Raw genomic sequence first — 25,744 nt, 5'->3', positions numbered from 1 at the left:
TCCATAACATTTCACCCGATCAATACAGGATTTGCATGATCGGGTGAATGGATTATTGCTATTTATTCTTTTGTAAGTTCCGGTATTTCGATTATTGTGCCGTATGGTACGTTATTGGGGTTCTTAATAGCCTTCGGATTGTGCTTCACGATGTATGGCCACATTGCTTTTGTACCATAAAAACGCAAGGAAACTTTAGTCAAAGTTTCTCCTTCTTTGATTGTATATTTCGTTTTGGTTCCTGTAATTTTATAAGATGCTGAATCCAAATAAACAGATGTAGCGGGTTGCCGTGGAGCTGGCTGAGGTTCTGCTTTGGCAGGAACAGTTCCTTCTTTTTGAGCAACAGGTGATGTGGGCGTAACAACTTTAGGCGCATCAGGTGTTATTTCTTTTATGGTATCCTTCTGTTCAATTGTATCGGAAAGTTGTGTTTCCGGTTGAACTGGTTGAGTTGTTATAGGTGGCATATCCAGTGCATTCTTGTCAGGTGAAGAAGAAAATAAATCTGGGTAATAAATAAACAGGATAACACCTCCACATAATAACAAAACAATTACAATAACAGCTATTAAATAAGGTATAGGAGATTTTTCCTTTACTGAAGCTGTTTTTTTAGAAGTTGGTTGGGATACTTGTTCTAATTTGACCGGTTTTATCGTTTCTTTTTTAGCAGAAGGTATTATAGGTACTGCTGGTTCTTGTTCTGCAATTGCGACTTCCTCTTCCGGGACTTCTTCATCTTTCAGCTGTTCGACTTTTTCTTCGATATCAGTTTCTGTGCTGGTCTCTTTAAGCCCTACATGAGAGGATGGTTCAATAGATTCTTCTACCGTAGATACATTCTCTATGATAACAGATTCCTCAATGGAATCTTTCACAGATGGTTGAGCAGTTATTTGCTCTTCCTGAATCAACTCTTCTTCTGAAAGTTCATCATCAGTGCTTTCATATTCCTCTGTTACAAGGAGGGCTGTACCCTCACCAACCTCATTCAATACAGTTTGTGCTGACGTTTCTTCTTCAACTTCTTCTTCCTCTGTATCTTCTATCGGAGTATCTTCCAGAATTGTATTTTCATTCAATACAACAGTCTCAAAGTGTGCAAAAGGTTTATTTATTGTATCTCTTAGATTTGTATCTGGAGAAAATGAGACTTTCGTATGCCCCTTTATCTGGAAACGTTCTCCTGTGTTGACATTGACACTTTCCCGGCTATCTACATCAATAAGTTTGAAAGTTCCCAATCCTTTGATTTTTACAGTCTTCTCATTCTCCAAAGCTTGTTCTATCAAGAGAAAAAACTCTTTAACAAACGCTTCGGCGTCTTTCTTGGTCATGCTATGTTTGGCTGCCAATAAGTCAGTAAGGTCTTGAATTGTTAGTCTTTCATTCATAACGGGAGATTATTTATTTAAACTTATCTTTCAATGTATTGCTAGGTCTATAAGATAGTACTAATTTGGGTGGAACCAACATGCGTTGTTTGCTTGCTGGGTTGATTGAAATTCGTTCCGCTTTCTTTTTTACTTCAAAAGAGCCGAATCCTTGAACTGCAATCACATTACCTTCTTCTAATTCTTGTGTCATGCAGGACAACAAAGAACTCATCAATTCGGAAGTATCCTTGATTGTGTATCCCAATCTTTCCGCTAGCTCGGATGTAAATTCCTTATTATTCATAGTCATTTATAATCTTTGCATATAAATCAAAATCGTCTGCATTCGTCACTTCTACCTGATAAAACTCTCCGATCTTAAGTTCTCTCTCTGAACGATTAACCAGCACTTCCGGATCTACTTCCGGTGAATCAAATTCTGTTCGTCCAATATAATAATCTCCTTCCAAACGGTCGATGATAATTTTTATCTGTTTACCAATTTTTGCTGCACTCAATTCAGCCGAAATACCTTGTTGGATATCCATCAATTCATCAAGTCTGGCTTGTTTAACCTCTTGTGGAATAGAGTCTTTGTATGCTCCTGCAGCATAAGTTCCCTCTTCTTCGGAATATGTAAAAGCTCCCATCCGATCAAAACGTACTTTGCGCACAAACTCTTTAAGCTCTTCGAAATCTTCTTCGGTTTCTCCGGGATGCCCCACCATTAAAGTTGTTCGCAGGTGAATACCAGGCACTTCCTTACGAAATTGCTCAATCAGTCGGTAAGTATCCTCTTTGCTCACTTGCCGACGCATTAATTGCAACATATTGTCACTGATATGCTGAAGAGCAATATCCATATATTTACATACATTATCGCGTTCACGCATAACCCGGAATAAATCCGTTGGAAAATGTGCCGGATAGGCATAATGCAACCGAATCCATTCCACGCCAGGGATATCGGAAATACGTTCAATCAATTCCGGAAGCATTTGTTTCTTGTACCGATCGATCCCATAATAAGTCAATTCCTGGGCGATCACCTGAAATTCTTTCACGCCTTGCGATACTAGATATCGTACTTCGTCCAAAATTTCCTCTATCGGTTTGGAGATATGGCGTCCTGTGATAATGGGAATGGCACAATAAGAACATTTGCGGTCACACCCTTCTGAAATTTTCAGGTAAGCATAATGCTGGGGAGTTGTCAATGTCCGTTCGATATACAACTCATCATGATAGACCTTTCCTAAATCTTGTAAAAGCTCCTTCCAGTTGAACTTGCCATAAAATTTATCTACTTGTGGTATCTCAACAGCCAATTCCTTCAGATAACGTTCGGAAAGACAACCCATTACGAAAAGTCTCTTTAAATCCCCTTCTTCCTTTCTTTCAGCAAACTCCAGAATCATGTTTATAGACTCCTCTTTGGCATCACCAATAAAGCCGCATGTATTGATTACTGCAATTTCTCCTTGCGGGTTTTCGGTATCATGGGTTACGCTGTATCCGACTTCTTCCAATTGGCGCATTAACTGCTCAGAGTCAACCAAATTTTTAGAGCATCCTAAAGTGATAATATCTATTCTCTTTCTTTTCATGCGTTCTCTCCAAACAAGGAATCAACGAATTCATTTTTACGGAATACCTGCAGGTCTTCCATACCTTCACCTAACCCGATATATTTAACAGGAATCTTGAATTGATCGGAAATGCCGATCACAACACCGCCTTTAGCAGTTCCGTCAAGTTTAGTGATAGCCATAGCGGTTACTTCGGTTGCCAAAGTGAATTGTTTGGCCTGTTCAAATGCATTTTGTCCGGTGGAACCGTCCAATACCAATAAAACTTCATCTGGCGCATCGGGTACAACCTTTTTCATTACATTCTTGATTTTGGTCAGCTCGTTCATCAAGCCCACCTTATTATGCAGGCGACCAGCTGTATCGATAATAACCACATCTGCGTTATTGGCAACGGCAGAACTAAGAGTGTCGTAAGCCACAGATGCAGGATCCGCTCCCATTTTTTGTTTGACAACAGGAACCTCGACCCGCTCTCCCCAAATCATTAATTGTTCTACGGCTGCAGCGCGGAAAGTATCGGCAGCTCCCAGATAAACCGATTTGCCTGCTTTTTTGAATTGATAAGCCAGCTTGCCGATAGTTGTAGTCTTCCCTACTCCATTCACTCCCACAACCATAATTACATAAGGTTTCCTTGTGGTGGGTACGTCAAAATCAGCTACATCATCCGAGTTGTTTTCAGTAAGCAAAGCTGCTATTTCGTCACGTAATATAAGATTCAACTCCTGGGTATTTACATACTTATCTGCCGCAGCGCGTTTCTCGATGCGTTTGATAATATTTAAAGTTGTTTCTACACCTACGTCAGATGTGATCAGCACTTCTTCTAGATTATCTAATACTTCATCGTCTACTTTTGACTTACCAGCCACAGCACGAGCAATTTTACTGAATACGCTCTCTTTGGTTTTAGATAATCCTTTATCTAAAGTTTCCTTCTTTTCCTTTGAAAAAAAACTAAAAAATCCCATATTGACACTTGTTTGTATAATACATTTGCTACAAAGATATAACAAAGGATTGGAAAAGTAAAAAAAGAAGCAATAAAAAATCCCCTCATCGTTCGCCAATGAGGGGATTTTGCAGTTATAGCGTATATGCTATTTCTATTATTTTTTGAAAAAGTCTTGTACTTTTTCGTTCGGAACCATTTGTTCATCAAAAACGTATGCTCCAGTTTTCGGAGATTTTACCATTTTGATAACCTTGGTATAAGCACGACCTTCTTTAGAACCTTCGTGCAAACTTGCTACTGTTTTCTTTGCCATGGGTTATACTACTTTTATTATTTAATTTCCTTGTGTACTGTTACTCTCTTCAGAATTGGGTTGTATTTTTTCAACTCAAGTCTTTCTGTAGTATTCTTTCTGTTCTTAGTTGTGATATAACGAGATGTTCCCGGCATTCCACTGTCTTTGTGTTCTGTACATTCCAGAATCACTTGTACTCTGTTACCTTTTGCTTTCTTTGCCATTGTAAGTTTTCTCCTCTACGTTTAGCCGATTACTTTAATGCTTTTCCAATCACAATAACCTTTAGCCACAGCTTCAGTCAGCGCAGCATCCAGTCCTTTTTTGTTGATAATACGCAACCCGTTAGCGCAAAGGCTAAGGCTGATCCAACAATCCTGTTCTACATAATAGAACTTTTTGTTAAACAAGTTCAAATCAAAGGTTCTTTTAGTTCTTCTCTTTGAGTGTGAAACATTGTTGCCAATCATGGCTTTCTTTCCGGTAATTTGACAAATCTTCGACATTTCTATCTTATTTTTATAGTTTTATATCTATACTTATTTCAAACAGGACGCAAAGTAAGCACTTTTATCCGTATAAAACAAGAATTTCTTAAAATAATTCACTTTCAGGCACCTATTTTTCTTTATTTGAGTAAATCACGGAGCATTAATAGGGCGTTATTGCCAGCTCTTTCAATGTTCATGCTTCTTCCGCGGTTTGTTTCCTGCTTGTAAGTATGAATTTCGTTTTTATAACCAGCAGCTATCCAAACAGTTCCTACCGGCTTTTTTGGAGTACCACCTCCGGGGCCTGCTATCCCTGAAGTAGCAACAGCGCAATCTGTTTTTAATGTTTTCATCGCACCTTTTACCATTTCAATCACAGTTTCCTCACTGACAGCTCCATGTCGTTCCAAAGTTTCGGAGGAAACGTGCAAAATCTCCATTTTCACTTCATTAGAGTAGGCCACTACACTTCCATTAAAATATTCAGAACTGCCGGCAATGGAAGTCAACCGTGTGGCAATACTGCCTCCAGTACAACTTTCTGCGGTGGAAACGGTCAATTTCTTCTTTTTTAAAAGCTCACCGACTATAACCTCTAATGGCGTATCTTCTTCACTGAAAATATCTTCGCCAAGTATTTCCTCTAATTTTAACTTCTCACGTTCAAGAAGAACTTTTACTTCTTCTCTGTTTTGTCCTCGTCCTGTCAGTCTAAGACGGATAATACCAAATTTGGGTAGATATGCCAATTTAATACATTCCGGTAAAGCGTTCTCCCACGATTCTAACTTTTCGGCTAATACAGATTCCGGATAGTGTTGTACAAGAAATGTTTGATGCATAATAACATCCGTTTGAAACCTAGCGTGCAACTTAGGTAACACGCTTTCTGTCATCACAGCAATCATTTCTTGTGGAACGCCCGGCATGGAAACAAGTACCTTGCCATCCCTTTCGAACCAACTGACAGAAGCACTTCCCACAGGGTTATTTATTACCATGCAATCTTTTGGGACCATTGCCTGGCTTTTATTGAGTGCATTCATTGGTATTTTTCCTGCCAGTACCCGTTTTACGTTTTCGAATACTTCTTCGTTGAAAACCAGTTCCGTATGGAAGTATTTACATAAAGTCTGTTTGGTAATATCGTCTTTGGTAGGTCCGAGTCCTCCGGTTACTAAAACAATATTCACCCTTTCCATCGCATTATCAATCGCTTCCATGATCTCTTCTTCCCGGTCACGGATAGAAACAATACGAAGAACTTCAATACCTATTTTATTTAATTCCTGCCCCATCCAGGCAGAATTAGTATCGACAACCTGTCCTATCAGCAGTTCATCGCCAATGGTTATTATTTCGGCAAACATACTTCTTAGTTTTATCCTATTATTATATATAAGGTATGCTTATTATTATAATGTCACCCGGGAATAAGCCGGAAGATCAATAGAACAAAAGTCCTTATTCAGGTATTTGAAATATCCGGTAATGGCAATCATTGCTGCATTATCGGTAGTATAACTGAATTTAGGGATGAAAATATTCCAACCATATTTCTCGGCGTGTTCCCGGAAAGCATTGCGTAGTCCGTTATTTGCGGATACTCCTCCGGCTACTGCTATTTCATTAATTCTATATTCTTTGGCAGCTTTCCGTAATTTGCCCATCAGAATGTCCACTATAGTAGCTTCCAATGATGCTGCAAGGTCCACTTTATGGTGCTCTATAAAATCCGGATCATCTTTTAGCCAGTCGCGTAATGAATATAAAAAGGAAGTTTTCAATCCGCTGAAACTGTAATCTAAACCGGGAATATGCGGTTTGCTAAATGTAAAAGCTTTCGGATTTCCCTGGCGTGCTAATTTGTCAATAATTGGTCCACCCGGATAGCCAAGTCCCATCACTTTAGAACATTTATCAATTGCTTCACCTGCGGCATCATCAATAGTTTGTCCAAGGATCTCCATATCATTATAGGCTTTTACCAGTATGATTTGTGAATTTCCTCCAGATACCAGCAAGCAAAGAAATGGGAAAACGGGTTGTCTCTCTTCTTCTCCTTCTGCTTTAATAAAATGAGCTAAAACGTGACCAGTCAAGTGGTTAACATCAATCATTGGAATATTCAAAGAACGGGCAAATCCTTTTGCAAAGGAGACTCCGACAAGCAAAGAACCCATTAATCCTGGACCACGAGTGAAAGCTACTGCGCTCAATCCTTCTTTGGTGACACCAGCACGTTTTAATGCTTCATGCACTACCGGTACGATGTTTTGTTGGTGTGCCCGTGAAGCCAACTCGGGTACTACTCCGCCGTATGCTTCATGTACGGCTTGACTTGATACCACATTTGACAGCAGATAACCATCCTTAATTACAGCTGCCGATGTATCGTCACAGGAAGATTCAATTCCTAAAATTATTGCACTCATAAGTATTTAAACTATTAAACGGTGCAAAAGTAATCATAAAACTACGATTCGTAACGAACTATTTTATATTTTTGTTCGCAAAATAAAAGTTATCGCATATCAGAACGCTGAAAAAGACTGTACGCTGGGTAGTTGGTATTGTACTAGGAGTATATATCGGGACTATTGTTTTGCTGAATATACCAAGCATTCAGCAAACAATGAGTGTATTTGTGGCTAAAGAACTTTCCGAAGTTTTAAACACAAAGATAGTGATTGGTAGAATTAATATCGGTCTATTGAACCGTATTATTATTGATGATGTATTGCTTGACGATCAAAGTGGTCAGGAAATGCTCAAAGTCACTCGTTTATCTGCCAAGTTTGATATTATGCCTTTTTTTAAAGGAAAGATATCCGTTAGCAGTGTTCAACTCTTCGGATTTAATATCGATCTCCGGAAAGAAACTCCAGAGTCTCCTCCTAATTTTAAATTTGTTTTAGATGCTTTTGCTTCCAAAGATACAGTAAAGAAAGAAAATTCACTTGATTTACGAATTAACTCCATCCTGATTCGTCGTGGAAGGATGTCCTATCATGTGTTATCGGAACAGGAAACACCGGGAAAATTTAATGCCAAGCATATTCAGCTTCAAAATATCATAGCCAATATATCGCTGAAAGCCTTAAATAAGGACTCTTTGAATTTAGGAATCAAGCGATTGAGCCTTGATGAAAAGGCATCCGGCTTTTCTTTGAAGAAAATGAGTTTGAAATTGGTTGCCAATAACAAGCAGACAAACATTGATAATTTTACAATAGAGTTGCCTGAAACATTTCTCAAGCTGGATACTATTCGTTTAGAGTATGATAGTTTGAAAGCTTTTGACCGTTTTACAGAACAAGTGCATTTTTCTTTCCGTACTTTGCCATCGCAAGTTATTCTAAAAGATATTTCTCCTTTTGTTCCTGTCCTATCGCATTTCAAGGAACCGGTGACATTGGATATGGAAGTGCAGGGAACTGTGGACCAGTTGACTTGTTCGCATTTGGAAATTACGGCCGACGACCGCCAGTTTCGTCTGCGAGGAGATGTGTCACTTCAGGGCTTGTCGCGTCCACAAGATGCGTATGTATATGGAACACTTTCCGAGCTTTCGGCCAACACTCGTGGAGTCGGCTTCTTAGTGCGTAATTTGAGTCACAATTATAATGGAGTTCCTCCTGTCCTTGAACGATTGGGTGATGTTAACTTCCGGGGGGAAATTTCCGGGTATTTTACAGACCTGGTCACATATGGACAATTGCGTACTAGTTTGGGAAATGTAAAGACTGACTTGAAGTTAAGTACGGATAAGAGTAAAGGACTATTTGCTTACTCCGGTGCAGTAAAAACAGAAGATTTTAAACTTGGGGAGCTATTGGCTAATGAGCAGTTGGGAGAAATCACGTTCAATCTCGATGTGCATAGCCGGCACATTACAGACCGACTTCCAGTTGTTGAATTAAAAGGATTGATTGCCTCTATAGATTATAGCAGATATAGATATGAGAATATAACGCTGGATGGCGAATATAAACGAGGCGGATTTAATGGTAAGATCGCATTGGATGACCCGAATGGTTCCATTTATTTGAATGGAGACGTTAATGTCGCTTCCAAAGTTCCGACCTTTAATTTTCTTGCGGTAATTGACAAGGTGCGGCCAAATGACCTGAATCTTACTACCAAGTATCCGGATTCGGAATTTTCCTTGAAATTGAAAGCCAATTTTACGGGTGGGGCTGTGGATGAGATGATTGGAGAAATTAATGTAGACAGTTTGAGGTTCACAGCTCTGGATAAAAAGTATTTCATGAAAAATATGAATATTCGGGCAACAAGGCAAAATAACGAGAATCAACTACGACTGACTTCCGAGTTTCTGACAGCAAGCGTAGAAGGAAAATTCCAATACCATACGTTGCCTACCAGTATTCTGAATATCATGAGGAAGTATACTCCTTCTCTGATATTGCCCCCCAAAAAGCCGATTGAAACACATAATAATTTTCTGTTTGATATTCATATATATAATACAGATATCTTATCTACTATTTTTGATATTCCACTAACAGTATATACTCATTCTACTTTGAAGGGGTATTTTAATGATCCTATGCAGCGTTTGCGCATGGAAGGATATTTTCCGCGTTTGCAATATAAGAATAACTATATAGAGTCTGGTATGATTCTATGTGAAAATCCGGCAGACCATATTTGTGCGCGGGTTCGTTTAACCAGTTTGAAAAAGAAAGGAGCAGTGAATCTTTCATTGGATGCGCAAGCGAAAGACGATAATGTCAGTACGACTTTAAATTGGGGGAACAGTGCGGCAGTAACATATAGCGGACAATTGGCTGCCGTAGCCAAATTCTTGCGTACCGAAGGAGAAAAGCCGCTGTTGAAAGCAATGGTGGATGTGAAGCCAACAGATATTATTTTAAATGATACCCTTTGGAAGGTTCATCCCTCGCAAGTCATAGTAGACTCAGGAAAGGTTGACGTGAATAATTTCTATTTTAGTCATCAGGATCGCTATGTGCGTATCAACGGGCGTCTCTCCGATAATCCCCAAGATACGGTTAAAGTCGATTTGAAGGACATTAATATGGGATATGTATTTGATATTGCAAGTATCTCTGATGATGTAAACTTTGAAGGTGACGCTACGGGAACAGCTTACGCAAGCGGTGTGCTAAAAAAGCCTGTAATGAATACTCGCTTGTTCGTGAAGAATTTCTCTCTTAACGAAGGACGTTTGGGCGACCTGGATATATATGGTGAATGGGATAATGAAAATAGAGGTATTCGCCTGGATGCATCTATTCAAGACATAACTCCTGCCCCATCACGTGTCACCGGTATTATTTACCCGTTAAAACCTGAGAGTGGACTTGACTTGAATATTGAAGCGAATGGACTGAACTTGAAGTTTCTTGAATATTATATGAAGTCTATTGCTACCGATATAAAAGGTCGGGGAACTGGAAAGGTACATTTCTATGGAAAATTCAAGGGATTGAATTTGGATGGTGCAGTCATGACGGACGCTTCCATGAAATTTGATATATTGAATACTCATTTTGCAGTTAAGGATACGATTCACCTAGCTCCTACCGGATTGACATTTAATAATATGTATATCTCTGATATGGAAGGGCATACCGGGAGAATAAATGGATATTTGCATTTTCAACATTTTAAGAACTTGAATTATCGTTTTGAGATACAAGCTAATAATATGCTTGTGATGAATACGAAGGAGTCTCCCGATATGCCTTTCTATGGTACGGTATATGGTACGGGCAATGTATTGCTTTCCGGAAATGCTGTTCAAGGATTGGAAGTAAATGCTGCCATGACTACCAACCGGAATACAATCTTCACCTATATAAATGGTAGTGTAGCATCGGCTACCAGCAATCAGTTTATTAAGTTTGTGGATAAAACTCCCCGTCGCACAATTCAAGATTCTGTTCAAATCATCTCTTACTATGACCAGATACAGCAGAAACGCCAGGCGGAGACAGAGGAACAAGAGACCGATATCCGTTTGAATATACTGGTGGATGCAACACCCGATGCTACTATGCGAATTATCATGGATCCGGTTGCCGGAGATTATATCAGTGGAAGGGGTACAGGAAATATCCGGACTGAATTCTATAATAAAGGCGATGTGAAGATGTTCGGTAATTATAGAATTACTCAAGGGATATATAAGTTTAGTTTGCAAGAAGTCATTCGCAAGGATTTTGTGATCAAAGATGGAAGTACGATAACTTTCAATGGTACTCCTTTGGATGCCAATATGGATATACAAGCCTCATATACTGTAAACTCCGCTTCTTTGAATGATTTGATACCCGATGCTTCGGTCATTATACAACAACCTAATGTGCGGGTAAATTGTATTATGAATCTAAGTGGAATATTGGTACGCCCGACTATTAAACTAGGTATCGAACTTCCGAATGAAAGAGATGAGGTGCAGACATTGGTACGCAATTATATCAGTACGGAAGAGCAGATGAACATGCAGATTCTTTATTTGTTAGGTATCGGTAAGTTCTATACAGAAGATGCCCGGAATAATAATCAAAATTCCAATGTGATGTCATCGGTACTCTCTTCTACCCTTTCCGGTCAGCTAAACAACGCCTTATCACAGGTTTTTGAAACAAATAATTGGAATATTGGAACAAACTTGAGTACGGGGGATAAAGGTTGGACGGATATGGAAGTGGAAGGTATTTTGTCCGGTCAATTATTGAATAACAGATTGTTGATTAATGGAAACTTCGGCTATCGGGACAATCCTATGGCGAATACGAATTTTGTTGGGGACTTTGAAGCGGAATGGCTGATTAACCGCTCGGGAGATATTCGTTTAAAAGCGTATAATGAGACGAATGATCGTTACTATACGAAAACGAACTTGACTACACAAGGTGTAGGTATTATGTATAAGAAAGATTTCAATAAATGGAGCGAACTGTTCTTTTGGAATAAATGGAAGCTACGCAATAAACGGAAACTGGAAGAAAAGAACAAACAACAGACAGATAGTATCGGAAATGATAATGCAGCAAAGTCAGAATTAAAAAGGCTGCGTGCGCAGTGATTTTTTCATTTCTCTTTGAGTTTGTATGAAAGTTTGGAAAAAAGACGTTAAATAAGAATCAGATTCTTGTTGAATGAAAAAGAGGCTTTGTAAAAAAGCCTCTTTTTTGTCGGTTACATCTAAATCTGTACTAATCAGTTTTGATATGGGAAAGATGTTTTCCCGAAAAGAACTTCTTAGCAGTAATCATTATTATCTCAGAAAGTTGATCATCACAGAACATTAATTCAGTATCTGTCCGTCAGCCGATATTTTCACATCTTGTTTACTGTTTTCTATATCTATTAAGTAATATGTGCAACCTGTCGCTTCTTCCACATATTCAACGTCATCATCATCAACTTGGCCGGGATATGTGTCATTAATCCTATTTTTTACAGGTTCAGGTAGCGTGCTGAAATGCACTTCCCAAGAGGTCAGAACCCACTCGCCATTTTTGTTGAACAGAACTTCTTTGCCAAATCTTTCATGGATAATATCAACCTCTGTGTATCCAGCATATTTTCCTTCGTCCTCAACATCAACTTCGATTAATTTGAGACCGGGGTATTTAGTATCAAGGAACCTGCGCATTTCATCTGTCAATGTTACGTTTGGGGCAGGCAAATACTGATCATCTCTATCATCAGTATCTACAACTTTCTTTATCAGCACTCCTTCTCCGGAATAATACAAGTCCAACTCCTGATTCTGCTTCTCTACTTCGATCACATAAACCGTTTCAACACCTTTCCGCTCCAGTTTGTCTACATCATCTGTTCTCCATGAAGTATGGTATTCTGTTGCTTCAAAGGATTTTCTTACAGCTTGTGGCAGTGCCATATAAGGTATATCCGTTTCTGTCATCTGCCATTTCCCATCTTGAGTGAACCATGCAGACGTTTCGTATCCATCATAGAAATCCGCTACATAATATCCTGATTTGCCTTTCCATTTCACATTGACCGCGTTCGGATATTTGGATGAAAAGGCATTTTGCAATTCAACAGGAACAGCGATGGAATCATGGTCATCATTGTCACAGCTTTGCAAGCTCCATGCAGCGCCTAACGCTAATATAAGTATATAAATTTTCAGTTTCATCATTGTCTCAATTTTAAGGGTTTAGTTATCAATGTCAATCAAGTTGAATTTCAAGTCAAATTTCAATTCCGTACGATTGGAAAGTTTTACTTCATATTCCTTTTTATCACGTTCTATTTTCTGGACTTTCACGTCAGGATAGTTGGTCGTTACATATTGTCGGATAGCTGTGGGGATTGTTGCTGCGGGGATGACCGTATGTTTGCAATCGATTTCTGTCCATTCTCCCTTGTTATTAAACTCCACTTTATCGCCATTCGTAAAAATCACCTCATAACTTTTATAGAAGAAATCACTTTCCATTTTGGCTAACGCTACTTTGCTGTTGGCAAAATGTCGTTTGATAAACTGTTGTGCCGGTTGTGGCATTTGAGTAACTTGAATTGGCTTGTCATCATCTGCATGTGCCACTGTTTGCAAAGTGAACAAGCATACTAATAAGAATACTAACTTTCTCATAATCATTGTTTTTTTAAATTGGTTTTACTATTGTCATTCAATTTATACTGCAAAGATGAGAACAGAATCTGAAAAGATTTGGGAATTTTGAGAAATTCCGCAAAAAACTCATCGAAAATTATAGTGACGCTATACCGTCATCATAGCGTCACTATGTGTATGGGATACCGTCACTATCCCATGCAGATAGCGTCACTATAATTTCACCACAAAATCAGATGCTGGAAATCTCGAAGCAGTGTTCTCCCTGTTCGTAGTAATATCGTAGAATTAGATGCTGCAAGCGACAAATGGATGCGGCTATTGCCAATCCCAATCCGGTAGAACCTTCCTTCTTGGCACCTTGATAGAAACGTTCGAAGATATGTTCCTTATCCAACGGATGCTCTACTCCTGTATTCCGGAAAGTTATATTGTTTTTACTAACAACTATTCGGATATGTCCCCTATCCACATTATGCACAAATGCATTCTTCAGAAGATTAGTCAGCAAAGCTACTGCCAGAGATTCATTCATCATAATATTGAAAACATCCTGTTCTTCAATGCTTGTTTTTATATTGCGATAGTGATAGACTTCTTCATAGTCTTGCAAATACCGTTTGAGAAGCATATTTAATTTCAACTGTTTGATATCGGTAAACTGCCTGTTGTCTATCTTGGTAAGTAATAACAGGGATTTATTCAGTTTGGTAATGTACTCCAGGGTCTGATGCGTTTTCATCAGCTCTTCCAGTTGCTTTTCTGACAATAACTCATCTTCCATCAGCATTTCCAGACGATTGCGGCAGATGGCAAGCGGAGTCTGTATCTCATGCGAAGCATTTCCTATAAACTGTTTTTGTTGTTCAAACATTTGTTCGGTGCGTTCTGCATAACGGATGGCGGCATCATTCAATTTCCTGAATTCCGTAATTTGGGTATTATTGTTCAATGGTTCGTTCTTTTTCCCGGTTTGATAATTGTCCAACCAGTGGAGAAGGACATAAAGCGGGTGCATGTTCCGATAGAATACCCACACTGAAATTATAATAATACATAATAGTAAAGCCACATACAGAAAAATGATCCATACCAGAATAGCATCTTTCAAATCATCTTTTTCGATACTTGGAGTAGAGACTGTCAGTTCATGGTATCGTCCTTCGTCATCCTGAAAGATCGTGGTAAGAATGCGTGCCGGTTCGGTTTCTCCTTTTTCTTTAATATATACCATAGAGTCTTTGTACAGAATATCTTCCCGGTTTTCCGCATATTCCTTACTTACTTCCGTCATATAATACTGATTGTTGGAACCGTTAGTCTCAGAGGGTAGTTCCTCTCCTGCCAACGCGCGGATAATGATTGTTTCCGAATAGTCTTCCAAAGCATCATCCACTTCATCATTCACTTCGTCAATCATCGTGACATAAAAGAAAACAGCCCAAACTGTCAAGATAAGAGTTAGAGCAAGGGTGATGCGAAGAATGATGTAATATATTAATTTCATGGATGATAGTCTCTTTTTATTCAACAATCAATTTATATCCGAATCCGTAGACAGCTTTTATTTCAAGGGTTGCGCCCGAATCTTTGAGCTTTTTGCGTAGATTCTTGATTTGGGCATATATGAAGTCGAAATTATCTACCTGGTCAATATGATCTCCCCACACAGATTCGGCCAATGTATTTTTATTGATTAATCTTCCGGGACGGTTAATGAAGTATAGAAGAATATCATATTCCTTTCTGTTCAGTTCCAGTTCGCGGTCATTAACGAATACACGGAACTTGTCCGGTTCTATCCGGACATTTCCCTGACGGATATCTATCTCTCCATCCTGTTGACGACGGCGTATCACGCTTTTTATTCGGGCATTCAGTTCCACCAAATGAAATGGTTTCGGTAAGTAATCATCCGCCCCGAGTTCAAGTCCCAGAACTTTATCTTCCAAAGAATCCTTTGCGGAAATGATAATTACGTTTTCCCGTTTATGAAGGGCTTTCAATCGTTCGAGAAGGTCAAGCCCGCTTCCGTCAGGTAGCATAATATCCAACAAGATACAATCATAATCGTAATCTTCGATTTTACGTAATGCTGAATTGAAGTCATCCGCTGTTTCCACAACATAACGTTCTTTTTCAAGCGAACATTGGATCAGTTCCCTTAAAGACGGCTCGTCTTCTACAATCAATATCTTCATTGTTCTTTTTCCTTTCTTCTTTATAAATGCATTACAAAGAAAGGAGATATTTCTGAAATAAAACTGAAATGGACATAAAAAGGCCGGGAAATATATTCATTCCCGACCTTTAATTCTATCAGATTTGCTTTCTAATGCTTAATAGGAACGTGCAAATATTACACGACGGGCAGATGGTTTGCCTGTAACCATACATTTTCCAGGTTTCTTGTCATCCGGAACAAAGGAATCGAACGGGATACAACGGATGGTAGCTTTTGTATCTTCTTTAATCTTTTCCTCAGTTTCGGTAGTTCCGTCCCAGTGAGCAAGAATAAATCCGCCTTCTTCGATTTTTTCTTTGAATTCGTCATAGGTATCTACTGTCGTAATCTTGGAGTTACGATAGTCTAATGCTTTCTTGTAGATATTTGCTTGTATTTCTTCAAGCAAGTTCTGAACGTATGTCTCGATACCGTCGCACGTAATAGTTTCTTTTTCCAGCGTATCGCGGCGCATCACTTCCATCGTATTGTTCTCGAGGTCGCGACCACCCATTACCAAACGGACAGGAACGCCCTTCAACTCATAATCTGCGAATTTGAAGCCCGGACGCTTGTTGTCCGCATTATCATATTTTACTGAGATACCCAGTGCTTTCAATTTAGCAACAATACCTTCTACCTTAGCATCGATTTGCTTCAGTTGCTCATCATTCTTATAGATAGGAACGATAACTACCTGAATAGGAGCCAGATGCGGTGGTAATACTAAACCGTTGTCGTCAGAATGAGTCATAATCAATGCACCCATCAAACGAGTAGAAACACCCCATGAAGTAGCCCAAACGTATTCCAACTTGTTTTCTTTGTTCACAAACTGAACATCGAACGCTTTTGCAAAGTTTTGTCCCAAGAAGTGAGAAGTACCACTTTGCAATGCTTTGCCATCCTGCATCATAGCTTCGATGGTGTAAGTGTCAAGTGCGCCGGCAAAACGTTCGTTAGCTGATTTTACACCTTTTACTACCGGAACAGCCATATATTTCTCAGCGAAATCGGCATATACATTCAACATTCTGACAGCTTCTTCTTCAGCTTCTTCGCGAGTAGCATGGGCGGTATGCCCTTCCTGCCACAAGAATTCAGCAGTACGCAGAAACAAACGGGTACGCATCTCCCAACGGAAAACGTTTGCCCATTGATTGCAAAGGATAGGCAGGTCACGATAGGATTGAATCCAATTCTTGTATGTATTCCAGATAATAGTCTCTGATGTCGGACGGATAATCAATTCTTCTTCCAATTTAGCGGCAGGGTCTACTACTACGCCCGAACCGTCTTCAGCATTTTTCAAACGATAATGCGTTACTACGGCACATTCTTTTGCGAAGCCTTCTACGTGTTCGGCTTCACGGCTTAGGAATGATTTGGGGATTAATAATGGGAAGTATGCATTCACGTGTCCTGTCTCTTTAAACATTTCGTCCAGTTGACGTTGCATTTTCTCCCAGATTGCGTATCCGTAAGGCTTAATCACCATACATCCGCGTACGGCAGACTGTTCTGCCAAATCAGCTTTTACCACCAAATCGTTATACCATTGCGAGTAGTTTTCGCTACGTTTGGTAAGGTCTTTCAGTTCTTTTGCCATTATATTTTTCTATTTAAAGTTTTCTTGAGTGTTAAAACAGGGAGCAAAAATACGAAAAATGCATGAACTGCCCTATTCTTCATGCATTAATTTTCTAAAGTCATGTTTTGTTTTTTCCTTTATAATATGTATTTCAATAGAAAAGGGGGGCAGTTTGAAAATTTAGGAGGATTACACATCACAAAATTATGTTCAAAATCGGTGCAGTTTTGAATGAAACCGTTCGGAAATGAGCCAAGTATTTAACTTTACTAAGATTTAAAATGATATAATTATCTTGCACACCTACACTATTTGTATTTATTCGATTGATACATAGGAGTATAAGTGTGTGCAAGATAATTATGGCTCAGTTGTAATTCTTGGGGGATTAATATTTGTAACTTCCATTTATGCATATACCTTTGCTAGCCTAAAAAGGAAGAATCTCATATCCACGACTCCTCTAAATGATGCCCTAAATGCTTTGATTTTAGCATTAAATGCTTCTGCAGCTGCATTTGTGCTCCTGTTCACAAAGAAGTTTAAAATCCTTTCGTAATGGTTCTCAATAGAGTTTGCTACTGTTGTGAATGTATCGTATCCATATTCTTCAATCTTATTATACCATAGTGCCAGCTTTGCTCTTGCTACATCCTTGTCATAGTTTGTGGAAAATATCTTTCCCAACTCCAATGAGTAGTAATATACGTGCTTAATATCTTCAAACTGCTTGAAAAGTAATTCTGCCCTGATTTTCTGACTCTTGGTCCATTTGTCAGGTGATTTAAATAATAAATATCTGCTTCTGGCCAATAATTGCCTGAGTGTATCTCCGTTTTCGAGTTCTTCCGCTTTATATACTTCCCCCTTCTCTTTTGCCGCTTTCATGGCTTTATTCTCCTCTTTTATCACTTGCCATCTATATGTAATGCGCAACTCTTGTACAGCTTCATATACAAGTTTTTGTACATGAAACCTATCAATCACCTGCATGGCACGTGGAAAGCACGTTTTCGCAATCTTTTGCATGCTCCCTGCCATATCCAGTGTGATTTCTTTGACTTGATTCCGCAGCTCCTGTGGCATCTTTGTAAGTACCGCAATGATATCATCGGTTTTAGTGCCCTGAATTACAGCTATAATAGAACCTTTCCTGCCTCGCTTATCTCTATTTATTAAGATGGTATAAAGATCTCCCTTGCTTAAAGCCGTCTCGTCAATACATAGGTGATAACCCATATTCTTTGGATAAAGGATATACTCTTGGGCATGTGCTCTCTGATCCCAATTCTGGAAGTCACTCAGGTGGTCCTTATATTGGCTTTGAAGCTGTTTGCCATCCATGCAGTAATGCTCGGCTACACTTTGGCAGCTAACAGCGTGATTATCCAAGTAATTCTTTTAAAAAAGCACCGAACTCAGCGGTTATGCGAGTACCGGTGGCTACCAAACTCCAGTCACGACTATACGTCTGCCCGGTGGATGGATCTTCCCAGCGACGACGCTTGATACGTAAATAAACGGCTTTACCACGGATAGGGAAGTCCTGAACTTCAATCTCAGGGAGGAAACCTTTTGAGTGAAGATGGAGATCAGAGTACTCGGAAGGAATAGTCGCTTTCTCCTCTAAATAAAGAATAAAGCAAGTATCCTGAGATACATGATTGACTAGGGTGAAGTAATCAAGGATTCCTGAAGGCAAGAACAAGCTTAAAGAAGCAACAGGATCAATCGTTTGGGAAGAGGATGTTTTCATGATGCAAAAATAAGAATTTTAACGCAATCCCCCAAATTTTCAGACTGAGCCATAATTATACCATTTTAAACTCTATGTAATGTGGGAACTATTATGATTTTGTTCAAAACAGTACCGGAATGAATCTGATTTTAGGAATGGATTGCCATGAATTAAATCCTAAAGAATTACAACTGAAGCGAAAAGGAACCTGAAAATAAAAAAATCAGGTAGTTTGTTTAATATAACTACCTGATTTCCAAATGAGCGGTAAACGAGGTTCGAACTCGCGACCCCCAGCTTGGGAAGCTAGTGCTCTACCAACTGAGCTATTACCGCATATTTACTGTGTTTCTCGACTTAAAATGCCTTATGAAACGGTGATGCAAAGGTAAACATAATTTTTATATCTCAAATAAAATCGTAAAAATTTTAATGCAAGAAGAAAGTGAAATCAAAATCTTTTCAACTCTTTTGTTGTAACGCCATATTTTTCTAATGAACAAACCTCTCTTTTCATCTGTTAGAATAGTTTTGAGGAGTCACTGTATTTGCTGAATCAGGGAAATCAAAGTCTGAAAGTTGCAGATAAGAGTATTGAGATTGCAAAGGCTGAACGTGACAAACAGAATGCTTTCTGGTATCCCAGCCTTCAGTCTACGGGAGCGTTTGTGCACATGTCAGAGAAGATAAAGTAAAACAGCCCCTATCACAATTGACTGATCGCGGCAAAAGACTTTGTACATTCTATTATTCCGGATGATCCAATCATTGTGAAATTGAATTCTATAGGAGCCAATATGGAGGATATCAGACCGGAATATATAATCCTTTGGATACCAGTATTTATTTTATAATAAGTATATGGGTTTACAAGAAGAAACTGGAGTAGTAAAAAACAACTGTTTATATGAAATACATTATATATATTCTTCTCTTTTTCCCTATTTGGGTTACAGCACAGACATACAAATATATAGGAATAGAAAATGGTCTGAGCAATCACCGGATATTCAATATTCAGAAAGATACACAAGGGTATATGTGGTTTCTCACCAATGAAGGAATGGATCGTTATAACGGTAAAGATATAAAACACTATAAATTAAACAAAGAAGCTAGTACTTTAGATGCTCCTGTATGTTTGGGATGGTTGTATACAGATTCACAAATCGGTATATGGGTGATCGGTAAGCAGGGACGAGTTTTTCGATATGAAGCAAACGAAGATGATTTCAGAATGGTGTATAAACTACCGGATATTTCTGAAACCATTAGTTGTGGCTATTTGGATCGGAATAATAACATTTGGCTATGTTATAAAGATTCTATATTACTATATAATATAAATGATACTCACATTCTTCAATTTCCCAATATATTACATAGTAATATCACAGCGATAGAACAAATAGACGAACAACATTTCTATATAGCAACAGAGGTAGGCGTTCGATATGTTAAACTGGAAAATGGTATTTTGGAGACTGTTCCTGTTAAAACACTGGATTATTTTCATGCGCAAGTAAGTGAATTGTATTTTCATAAGCAATTAAAAAGACTATTTATCGGTTCATTTGAAAGAGGAGTTTTTGTGTACGATATGAATACACAGGAGATTATACGACCGAAAGCTGATCTTAGTGATGTAAACATAGCTTGTATCAGCCCGTTGAATGAAACAGAATTACTGGTTGCAACAGAAGGAATGGGAGTATATAAGGTGAATGCAAATACTTGTGAACTGGAACATTACATTGTTGCTAATTATCAAAGTTATAATAAAATGAATGGGAATAATATCAATGATGTATTTGTAGATGAAGAAAAGCGGATATGGTTGGCTAACTATCCCACAGGGATTACGGTGATTGATAATCGCTATGAGAATTATCATTGGATGAAACACGCTATGGGCAATGGCCAATCATTAGTCAATGATCAGGTACAAGCAATCATTGAAGATCATGAAGGTGACTTGTGGTTTGGAACTAGTAATGGTATTAGTCTTTATAATTCAAAAACAGGTCAGTGGCATTCATTCCTAAGTTCTTTTAATCAACAACTAAAAGACAAGAATCATATTTTTATTACTCTATGTGAAGTGTCTCCCGGGATTATATGGGCAGGAGGATATACTTCCGGGATTTATAAAATAAATAAAAAGACTCTATCCGTTGAATACTTCTCTCCTTACCTACTTTCTCACGTCAATATGCGTCCGGATAAATATATTCGTGATATAGTGAAAGATTCAAGAGGGTATATCTGGTCGGGAGGATATTATAATCTAAAATGTTTTGATTTGAAGACTAACAGCACACGTCTATATTCAGGATTGAACTCCATTACATCCATTGTTGAAAAAGACAAAGATAATATGTGGATTGGGACTGCTATCGGATTGTATTTATTGAATCGAGATACTGGTGAATATCAGCATATTGAAATGGAGGTAGGGATTACTTATATCAATACGCTTTATCAGGCAGATAATGGATTGTTATATATCGGGACAAATGGTATGGGAGTATTTATCTATGATCCTCAAGATAAAACTTTTGAGCATTATTTTTCCAATAACTCTGCATTAGTTTCAAACAGAATATTTACAATATTGCCGGAAGTAGACGGACGTATAATGATGAGTACGGAGAATGGAATAACCTGTTTCCATACTAAAGAAAAGATATTTCGTAATTGGACCAAAGGAGAAGGATTGCTACCTTCATATTTTAATGCAGCAGCAGGAACGGTACGTAAAAATAAAAATTTTGTATTCGGTAGTACGGATGGAGCAGTTGAATTTCCGATGAATGTGAAATTTCCGGATTATAAGTTTTCTAGATTGATATTCAGCGACTTCCATCTTTCTTATCAACCTGTTTATCCGGGTGTCAAGGGTTCTCCTTTACAGAAGAGTATTGATGAGACAAATGTATTAAAGCTGGCATATAATGAGAATACGTTTTCATTTGAAATTTCTACAATCAATTATGATTCTCCCGGAAGTGTACTATATTCATGGAAATTAGAAGGATTTTATGAAGAATGGACCCAACCGGGCGCAAGTAATTTGATTCGTTTCACCAATTTGCCTCCGGGTAAATATACTCTTCATGTGCGTGCAGTATCCAGAGAAGAACATGACACCGTTTTTCAGGAACGTACTATGAAAATTATCATCACACAGCCATTTTGGTCAAGTTGGTGGGCTATCTTGTGTTATATCCTGTTGGTAATCGGGGGATTTTATTTTGTTCTGCGGATGATAAATCTAAGAAAGCAAAAGAATATATCTGATGAAAAAACGCAGTTCTTCATCAATACGGCGCATGATATACGCACTCCATTAACTTTGATAAAAGCACCTTTGGAGGAATTATTGGAAGAAGGGACGCTCACCGACAATGGAATCACTCGTACGAATATTGCATTGAGGAATGTAGAAGTTCTTTTACGACTGGTCAGTAATCTGATCCATTTTGAACGAACGGATGTATATTCCTCTAATATGACAGTTTCCGAGTATGAATTGAATACCTATATGAATGAGATATATGATACATTCTCTTCTTATGCAGCCATCAGGCGCATTGAATATACATACGAGAGTACTTTCAGCTATATGAATGTATCGTTTGATAAAGAAAAGATGGATTCTATTTTGAAGAATATAATATCAAACTCACTAAAATATACTCCTGAAAATGGAAAGGTCAGCATTTCCGTATCCGATACGAACGATTCATGGAAAGTGATAATCAAGGATACAGGTATAGGTATTCCTACCAGTGAACAAAGTAAGTTGTTCAAGCTTCATTTTCGTGCCAGCAATGCTATTAACTCTAAAGTGACGGGTAGTGGTATCGGACTAATGCTGGTAGGAAAACTGGTCAGCCTTCATGGAGGTAAAATTAGTGTAGATAGTGTTGAGCATCAAGGTACGACAATCAAAATTGTATTTCCGAAAAAGAATAAGAATTCTCAAAATATCAGTGACGAAGCACCTTCTAAATTTGAGACGTTGGCTCCTGTACTGCCCGCTCCGAATGTACCAGTAAAGACAACCACTACAATAGATAATCCAAATTTACGACGAATTCTTGTTGTAGAAGACAATGATGAGCTACGCTCCTATCTAGTCAGTTCATTGTCTTCTATATATAATGTACAAGCTTGCGCTAACGGAAAAGAAGCATTGATCATTATCAAAGAATATTGGCCGGAACTAGTTCTTTCTGATATCATGATGCCGGAGATGCGGGGAGATGAATTGTGTGTGGCTATCAAAAGTGATATTGAGATTTCACATATTCCTGTGTTGTTGCTTACTGCTTTGGGAGAAGAAAACAATATTCTGGATGGACTGTCGATTGGTGCGGACGAATATCTCATCAAACCTTTCAGCGTGAAAATATTACGGGCGAGTATCGCTAATCTGTTGACAAATCGGGAACTGTTGCGCATGAGATATGCCAATCTGGATATAGAAGCGAAATCAATGGTTCCATCTGCAAACGGTACTAACAGCCTCGATTGGAAGTTTATATCAAATGCAAAGAAAATCGTGGATGAGAATATAAACAACCCTGAATTTTCCGTTAGTGTGCTCTGTGAATCAAGTGGCATGAGCCGTACCAGTTTCTATTGTAAATTGAAAGCATTGACGGGACAGTCTCCGACAGAGTTTATTCGGGTGATGCGTTTGAAACGTGCTACCGAGTTATTGAAAGAGGGTGAATATGCCATTAATGAGATTTCAGACATGGTTGGATTCTCTGAAACTAAATATTTCCGGGAAGTATTCAAAAAATACTATAAGATGAGTCCGAGCAGGTATGCTAAAGAAGGAGGTAATCCCGCTGCTGATATGGAAGATGATGACGAAGATTGATAAATAGAAAAAAGATGAATAAGTCCTATTATTATAACATGTTCTCCCCTGCTATGAATATCTTTAGCAGAGGAGAACTTTCTTTTTCAAGACTTAACAAGCTGTATTTTTTCTCATACTTTATTTCGTGTTTCAGTTATCTCTTTCTTACTTCCTACTTCTGATTTTATCCTGGAAATCGCGGATCAGCGGTAATACTTCTTCAGCTGATCCCACTTCGCTACACATGGTTTCTACAGGACATCCTCCCGTACGGTCGCGGTTCCAGATAAAATCAACTTCCTGCGCAAAATCAACTTTCACATCTGATTTTCGGAATAATTCCAAAGCCTTTGTACTGATAATATCCGTATATAATTCTTCTATACCACCCAGAATCATCAGGGCGGCTGCTCCCTTGCCAACCACTTTGTCGGCAATCAAAGCTCCTTTAAGAAACTCCGGTTCTTGTGTTAGCAAATCATAGAGATCGGCTACGCCACGTTGAGTGAAAGTGCGGATTTTTCCTCCGTTGGCAATGGTACAGGAATATCCTCCCGTATGTAATAGCTTGATTAATTCTTCCATCGTTTCTTTTATAAAGTACCTTGTTTCAATTGTTCTACAAACCGGTCTATCCGGTGCAGTTCTTTCGGAATATCAATGTTTTGCGGGCAATGAGCCACACACTGATTGCAACCGATGCAATGACTTGCCTGTCGAAGTTTGGGCACGCTACGGTCATATCCGACAAGAAAAGCGCGTCGGGCTTTCGCATAATTTTCATCCTGTCCGCTTTTGGCGACATTACCTTCATTGACACAACGGTTGTAATGCAACAATACAGCAGGTATATCCAGCCCATACGGACATGGCATACAATATTTGCAGTCGTTACAAGGGATAGTAGGATATTTTAGCATTAATTGTGCCGTTTCCTCGAGGAATTCTTTTTCCTCATCTGTCAATGGTTCCAAAGGAGAATAAGTACGAAGATTATCCTGCAGATGCTCCATATAAGTCATGCCGCTTAATACAGTCAGAATATCCGAGAATGAACCGGCAAAACGGAAAGCCCAGGAAGCGACACTGCTTTCCGGACGACGTTGTTTGAGCCGTGCCACCAGATTATCGTTCAACTTGGATAGACGTCCTCCCAAAAGTGGTTCCATAATGATGGCAGGAATCCCCCGTTTGACCAGTTCGCCATATAGATATTCCGCATCCGTATTTCGGGTATTGGTCTCTTTGGCATGTTTCCAGTCTACATAATTGAGTTGTATTTGTACAAAATCCCATTTAAATTCATCGTGTCGTGAGAGCAGATAATCATATACTTCAATGTCACCATGGTAAGAAAATCCGAGATTCCGGATACGTCCGGCTTCACGCTCTTTAACCAGAAAATCAAGTATTCCATTATCCAGGTATCGTCCTTTAAGGGCTTCCATTCCTCCCATGCCGATGCCGTGGAGCAACATATAATCAATGTAGTCGACTTGTAGCTCCGCAAAGGATTTGTGGTACATCTTGAGCGAGGCCTCGCGAGACCACGTATCAGGAGAGAAATTAGACAATTTGGTAGCGATGTAATATTTATCACGGGGATGACGACTCAATGCAATACCTGTTGCTTTTTCGGAAAATCCTTGTACATATGCCGGAGATGTATCGAAATAGTTTACTCCGTGAGCGATTGCATAGTCTATCAATCCATTGACGGCATCCTGGTCGATAACCTCACCATTACCATCGGGAGCAGGTTTGAGCGGCCAACGCATACAACCATATCCCAAAAGTGAAACACGGTCACCGGTGGTTGGAGATGTGCGATAAGTCATTTTATCGGTAGGCACCTCTCCTTCTCCTGTTGCGCTACTTGCAGAAGTAGCCCCCTTTGAAGAGCATCCGTATAGCAGACCTGTCGATGTGGCTGCACTGATACCTACAATCTTAATAAAATCTCTTCTATTTATATCTTTTTTATTTTTTTCTTCCATT

General features: G+C 38.8%; 20 protein-coding genes, 1 tRNA gene and 1 pseudogene. 3 read left to right on the top strand and 19 right to left on the bottom strand.

Annotation, left to right across the window (positions count from 1 at the left end):
- Nucleotides 1-62: 62 nt before the first annotated feature.
- From A4V03_RS08540 to tsaD, 9 genes are all read right to left on the bottom strand, one after another.
- The gene (locus tag A4V03_RS08540; RefSeq protein WP_065538568.1) at nt 63-1,397 is read right to left on the bottom strand and encodes an HU family DNA-binding protein; all 1,335 of its coding nucleotides are present in this window, start codon (nt 1,395-1,397) and stop codon (nt 63-65) included.
- 13 nt (nt 1,398-1,410) lie between these two features.
- Nucleotides 1,411-1,683 (bottom strand): HU family DNA-binding protein, encoded by a 273-nt coding sequence (locus tag A4V03_RS08535; protein ID WP_065538567.1) that lies wholly within the window; start codon nt 1,681-1,683, stop codon nt 1,411-1,413.
- Nucleotides 1,676-2,986 carry a 30S ribosomal protein S12 methylthiotransferase RimO gene (gene rimO, locus A4V03_RS08530; protein ID WP_065538566.1) on the bottom strand — a complete coding sequence of 437 codons (1,311 nt, stop codon included), beginning with the start codon at nt 2,984-2,986 and terminating at the stop codon, nt 1,676-1,678. The genes A4V03_RS08535 and rimO overlap by 8 nt, the downstream gene beginning before the upstream one ends.
- On the bottom strand, nt 2,983-3,942 hold the full coding sequence (ftsY, locus tag A4V03_RS08525; RefSeq protein ID WP_065538565.1) for a signal recognition particle-docking protein FtsY: 960 nt from the start codon (nt 3,940-3,942) through the stop codon (nt 2,983-2,985). Before ftsY ends, rimO begins: the two co-directional genes overlap by 4 nt.
- A 138-nt stretch (nt 3,943-4,080) precedes the next feature.
- Entirely contained in the window at nt 4,081-4,239 is a 159-nt protein-coding gene (locus A4V03_RS08520; RefSeq protein ID WP_004295982.1) for a DUF4295 domain-containing protein, read from the bottom strand.
- Between the two features lie 17 nt (nt 4,240-4,256).
- The gene (gene rpmG, locus A4V03_RS08515) at nt 4,257-4,445 is read right to left on the bottom strand and encodes a 50S ribosomal protein L33 (protein ID WP_002560155.1); all 189 of its coding nucleotides are present in this window, start codon (nt 4,443-4,445) and stop codon (nt 4,257-4,259) included.
- A 21-nt stretch (nt 4,446-4,466) separates the two neighbouring features.
- Nucleotides 4,467-4,727 (bottom strand): 50S ribosomal protein L28, encoded by a 261-nt coding sequence (gene rpmB / locus A4V03_RS08510; protein ID WP_004314359.1) that lies wholly within the window; start codon nt 4,725-4,727, stop codon nt 4,467-4,469.
- 122 nt (nt 4,728-4,849) lie between these two features.
- On the bottom strand, nt 4,850-6,082 hold the full coding sequence (locus A4V03_RS08505; RefSeq protein ID WP_065538564.1) for a competence/damage-inducible protein A: 1,233 nt from the start codon (nt 6,080-6,082) through the stop codon (nt 4,850-4,852).
- Between the two features lie 45 nt (nt 6,083-6,127).
- The gene (tsaD, locus tag A4V03_RS08500) at nt 6,128-7,147 is read right to left on the bottom strand and encodes a tRNA (adenosine(37)-N6)-threonylcarbamoyltransferase complex transferase subunit TsaD (RefSeq protein ID WP_065538563.1); all 1,020 of its coding nucleotides are present in this window, start codon (nt 7,145-7,147) and stop codon (nt 6,128-6,130) included.
- Nucleotides 7,148-7,347: 200 nt separating this feature from the next.
- On the opposite strand from tsaD, the gene A4V03_RS08495 reads away from it, so the two are divergent.
- On the top strand, nt 7,348-11,793 hold the full coding sequence (locus tag A4V03_RS08495; RefSeq protein ID WP_065538562.1) for a translocation/assembly module TamB domain-containing protein: 4,446 nt from the start codon (nt 7,348-7,350) through the stop codon (nt 11,791-11,793).
- Between the two features lie 222 nt (nt 11,794-12,015).
- On the opposite strand, the gene A4V03_RS08490 is transcribed toward A4V03_RS08495, so the two are convergent.
- From A4V03_RS08490 to A4V03_RS08455, 8 genes are all read right to left on the bottom strand, one after another.
- Nucleotides 12,016-12,876, bottom strand: a complete 861-nt coding sequence (locus A4V03_RS08490; RefSeq protein ID WP_024988205.1) for a PepSY-like domain-containing protein — start codon at nt 12,874-12,876, stop codon at nt 12,016-12,018.
- 21 nt (nt 12,877-12,897) lie between these two features.
- Nucleotides 12,898-13,335: a PepSY-like domain-containing protein gene (locus tag A4V03_RS08485; RefSeq protein WP_024988206.1), complete on the bottom strand. Its 438-nt coding sequence runs from the start codon at nt 13,333-13,335 to the stop codon at nt 12,898-12,900.
- 214 nt (nt 13,336-13,549) lie between these two features.
- Nucleotides 13,550-14,824: a sensor histidine kinase gene (locus A4V03_RS08480; RefSeq protein ID WP_065538561.1), complete on the bottom strand. Its 1,275-nt coding sequence runs from the start codon at nt 14,822-14,824 to the stop codon at nt 13,550-13,552.
- A gap of 16 nt (nt 14,825-14,840) precedes the next feature.
- Entirely contained in the window at nt 14,841-15,518 is a 678-nt protein-coding gene (locus A4V03_RS08475; RefSeq protein ID WP_065538560.1) for a response regulator transcription factor, read from the bottom strand.
- Between the two features lie 138 nt (nt 15,519-15,656).
- A complete protein-coding gene (gene proS / locus A4V03_RS08470; protein WP_024988208.1) occupies nt 15,657-17,150 on the bottom strand; it encodes a proline--tRNA ligase in 1,494 nt (497 codons plus the stop codon).
- Nucleotides 17,151-17,540: 390 nt separating this feature from the next.
- Complete coding sequence (locus A4V03_RS08465) at nt 17,541-18,524, bottom strand: ISAon1 family transposase (RefSeq protein ID WP_236588648.1); 984 nt, start codon at nt 18,522-18,524, stop codon at nt 17,541-17,543.
- Entirely contained in the window at nt 18,517-18,888 is a 372-nt protein-coding gene (locus A4V03_RS08460) for an ISAon1 family transposase N-terminal region protein (protein WP_065537581.1), read from the bottom strand. Before A4V03_RS08460 ends, A4V03_RS08465 begins: the two co-directional genes overlap by 8 nt.
- A gap of 245 nt (nt 18,889-19,133) precedes the next feature.
- A tRNA-Gly gene (locus A4V03_RS08455) sits at nt 19,134-19,206 on the bottom strand.
- Nucleotides 19,207-19,412: 206 nt separating this feature from the next.
- Between A4V03_RS08455 and A4V03_RS08450 the strand changes: the two are divergent.
- Nucleotides 19,413-19,667: pseudogene (locus A4V03_RS08450) on the top strand (TolC family protein); the annotation flags it as partial.
- A 110-nt stretch (nt 19,668-19,777) separates the two neighbouring features.
- A complete protein-coding gene (locus A4V03_RS08445; protein WP_065538558.1) occupies nt 19,778-23,764 on the top strand; it encodes a hybrid sensor histidine kinase/response regulator transcription factor in 3,987 nt (1,328 codons plus the stop codon).
- Between the two features lie 147 nt (nt 23,765-23,911).
- Here A4V03_RS08445 and A4V03_RS08440 read toward each other — a convergent pair whose 3' ends face one another.
- Together A4V03_RS08440 and A4V03_RS08435 are read right to left on the bottom strand one after the other, a co-directional pair.
- Nucleotides 23,912-24,331 carry a DUF1893 domain-containing protein gene (locus A4V03_RS08440; RefSeq protein WP_065538557.1) on the bottom strand — a complete coding sequence of 140 codons (420 nt, stop codon included), beginning with the start codon at nt 24,329-24,331 and terminating at the stop codon, nt 23,912-23,914.
- A gap of 8 nt (nt 24,332-24,339) precedes the next feature.
- The gene (locus tag A4V03_RS08435) at nt 24,340-25,743 is read right to left on the bottom strand and encodes an aldo/keto reductase (RefSeq protein ID WP_065538556.1); all 1,404 of its coding nucleotides are present in this window, start codon (nt 25,741-25,743) and stop codon (nt 24,340-24,342) included.
- Nucleotide 25,744 lies beyond the last annotated feature (1 nt).

The sequence above is a fragment of the Bacteroides caecimuris genome, from assembly GCF_001688725.2.
GTDB lineage: Bacteria > Bacteroidota > Bacteroidia > Bacteroidales > Bacteroidaceae > Bacteroides > Bacteroides caecimuris.
The sequence above is the reverse complement of the archived record's forward strand: the minus strand, read 5'-3'. Positions and strand labels throughout refer to the sequence as shown.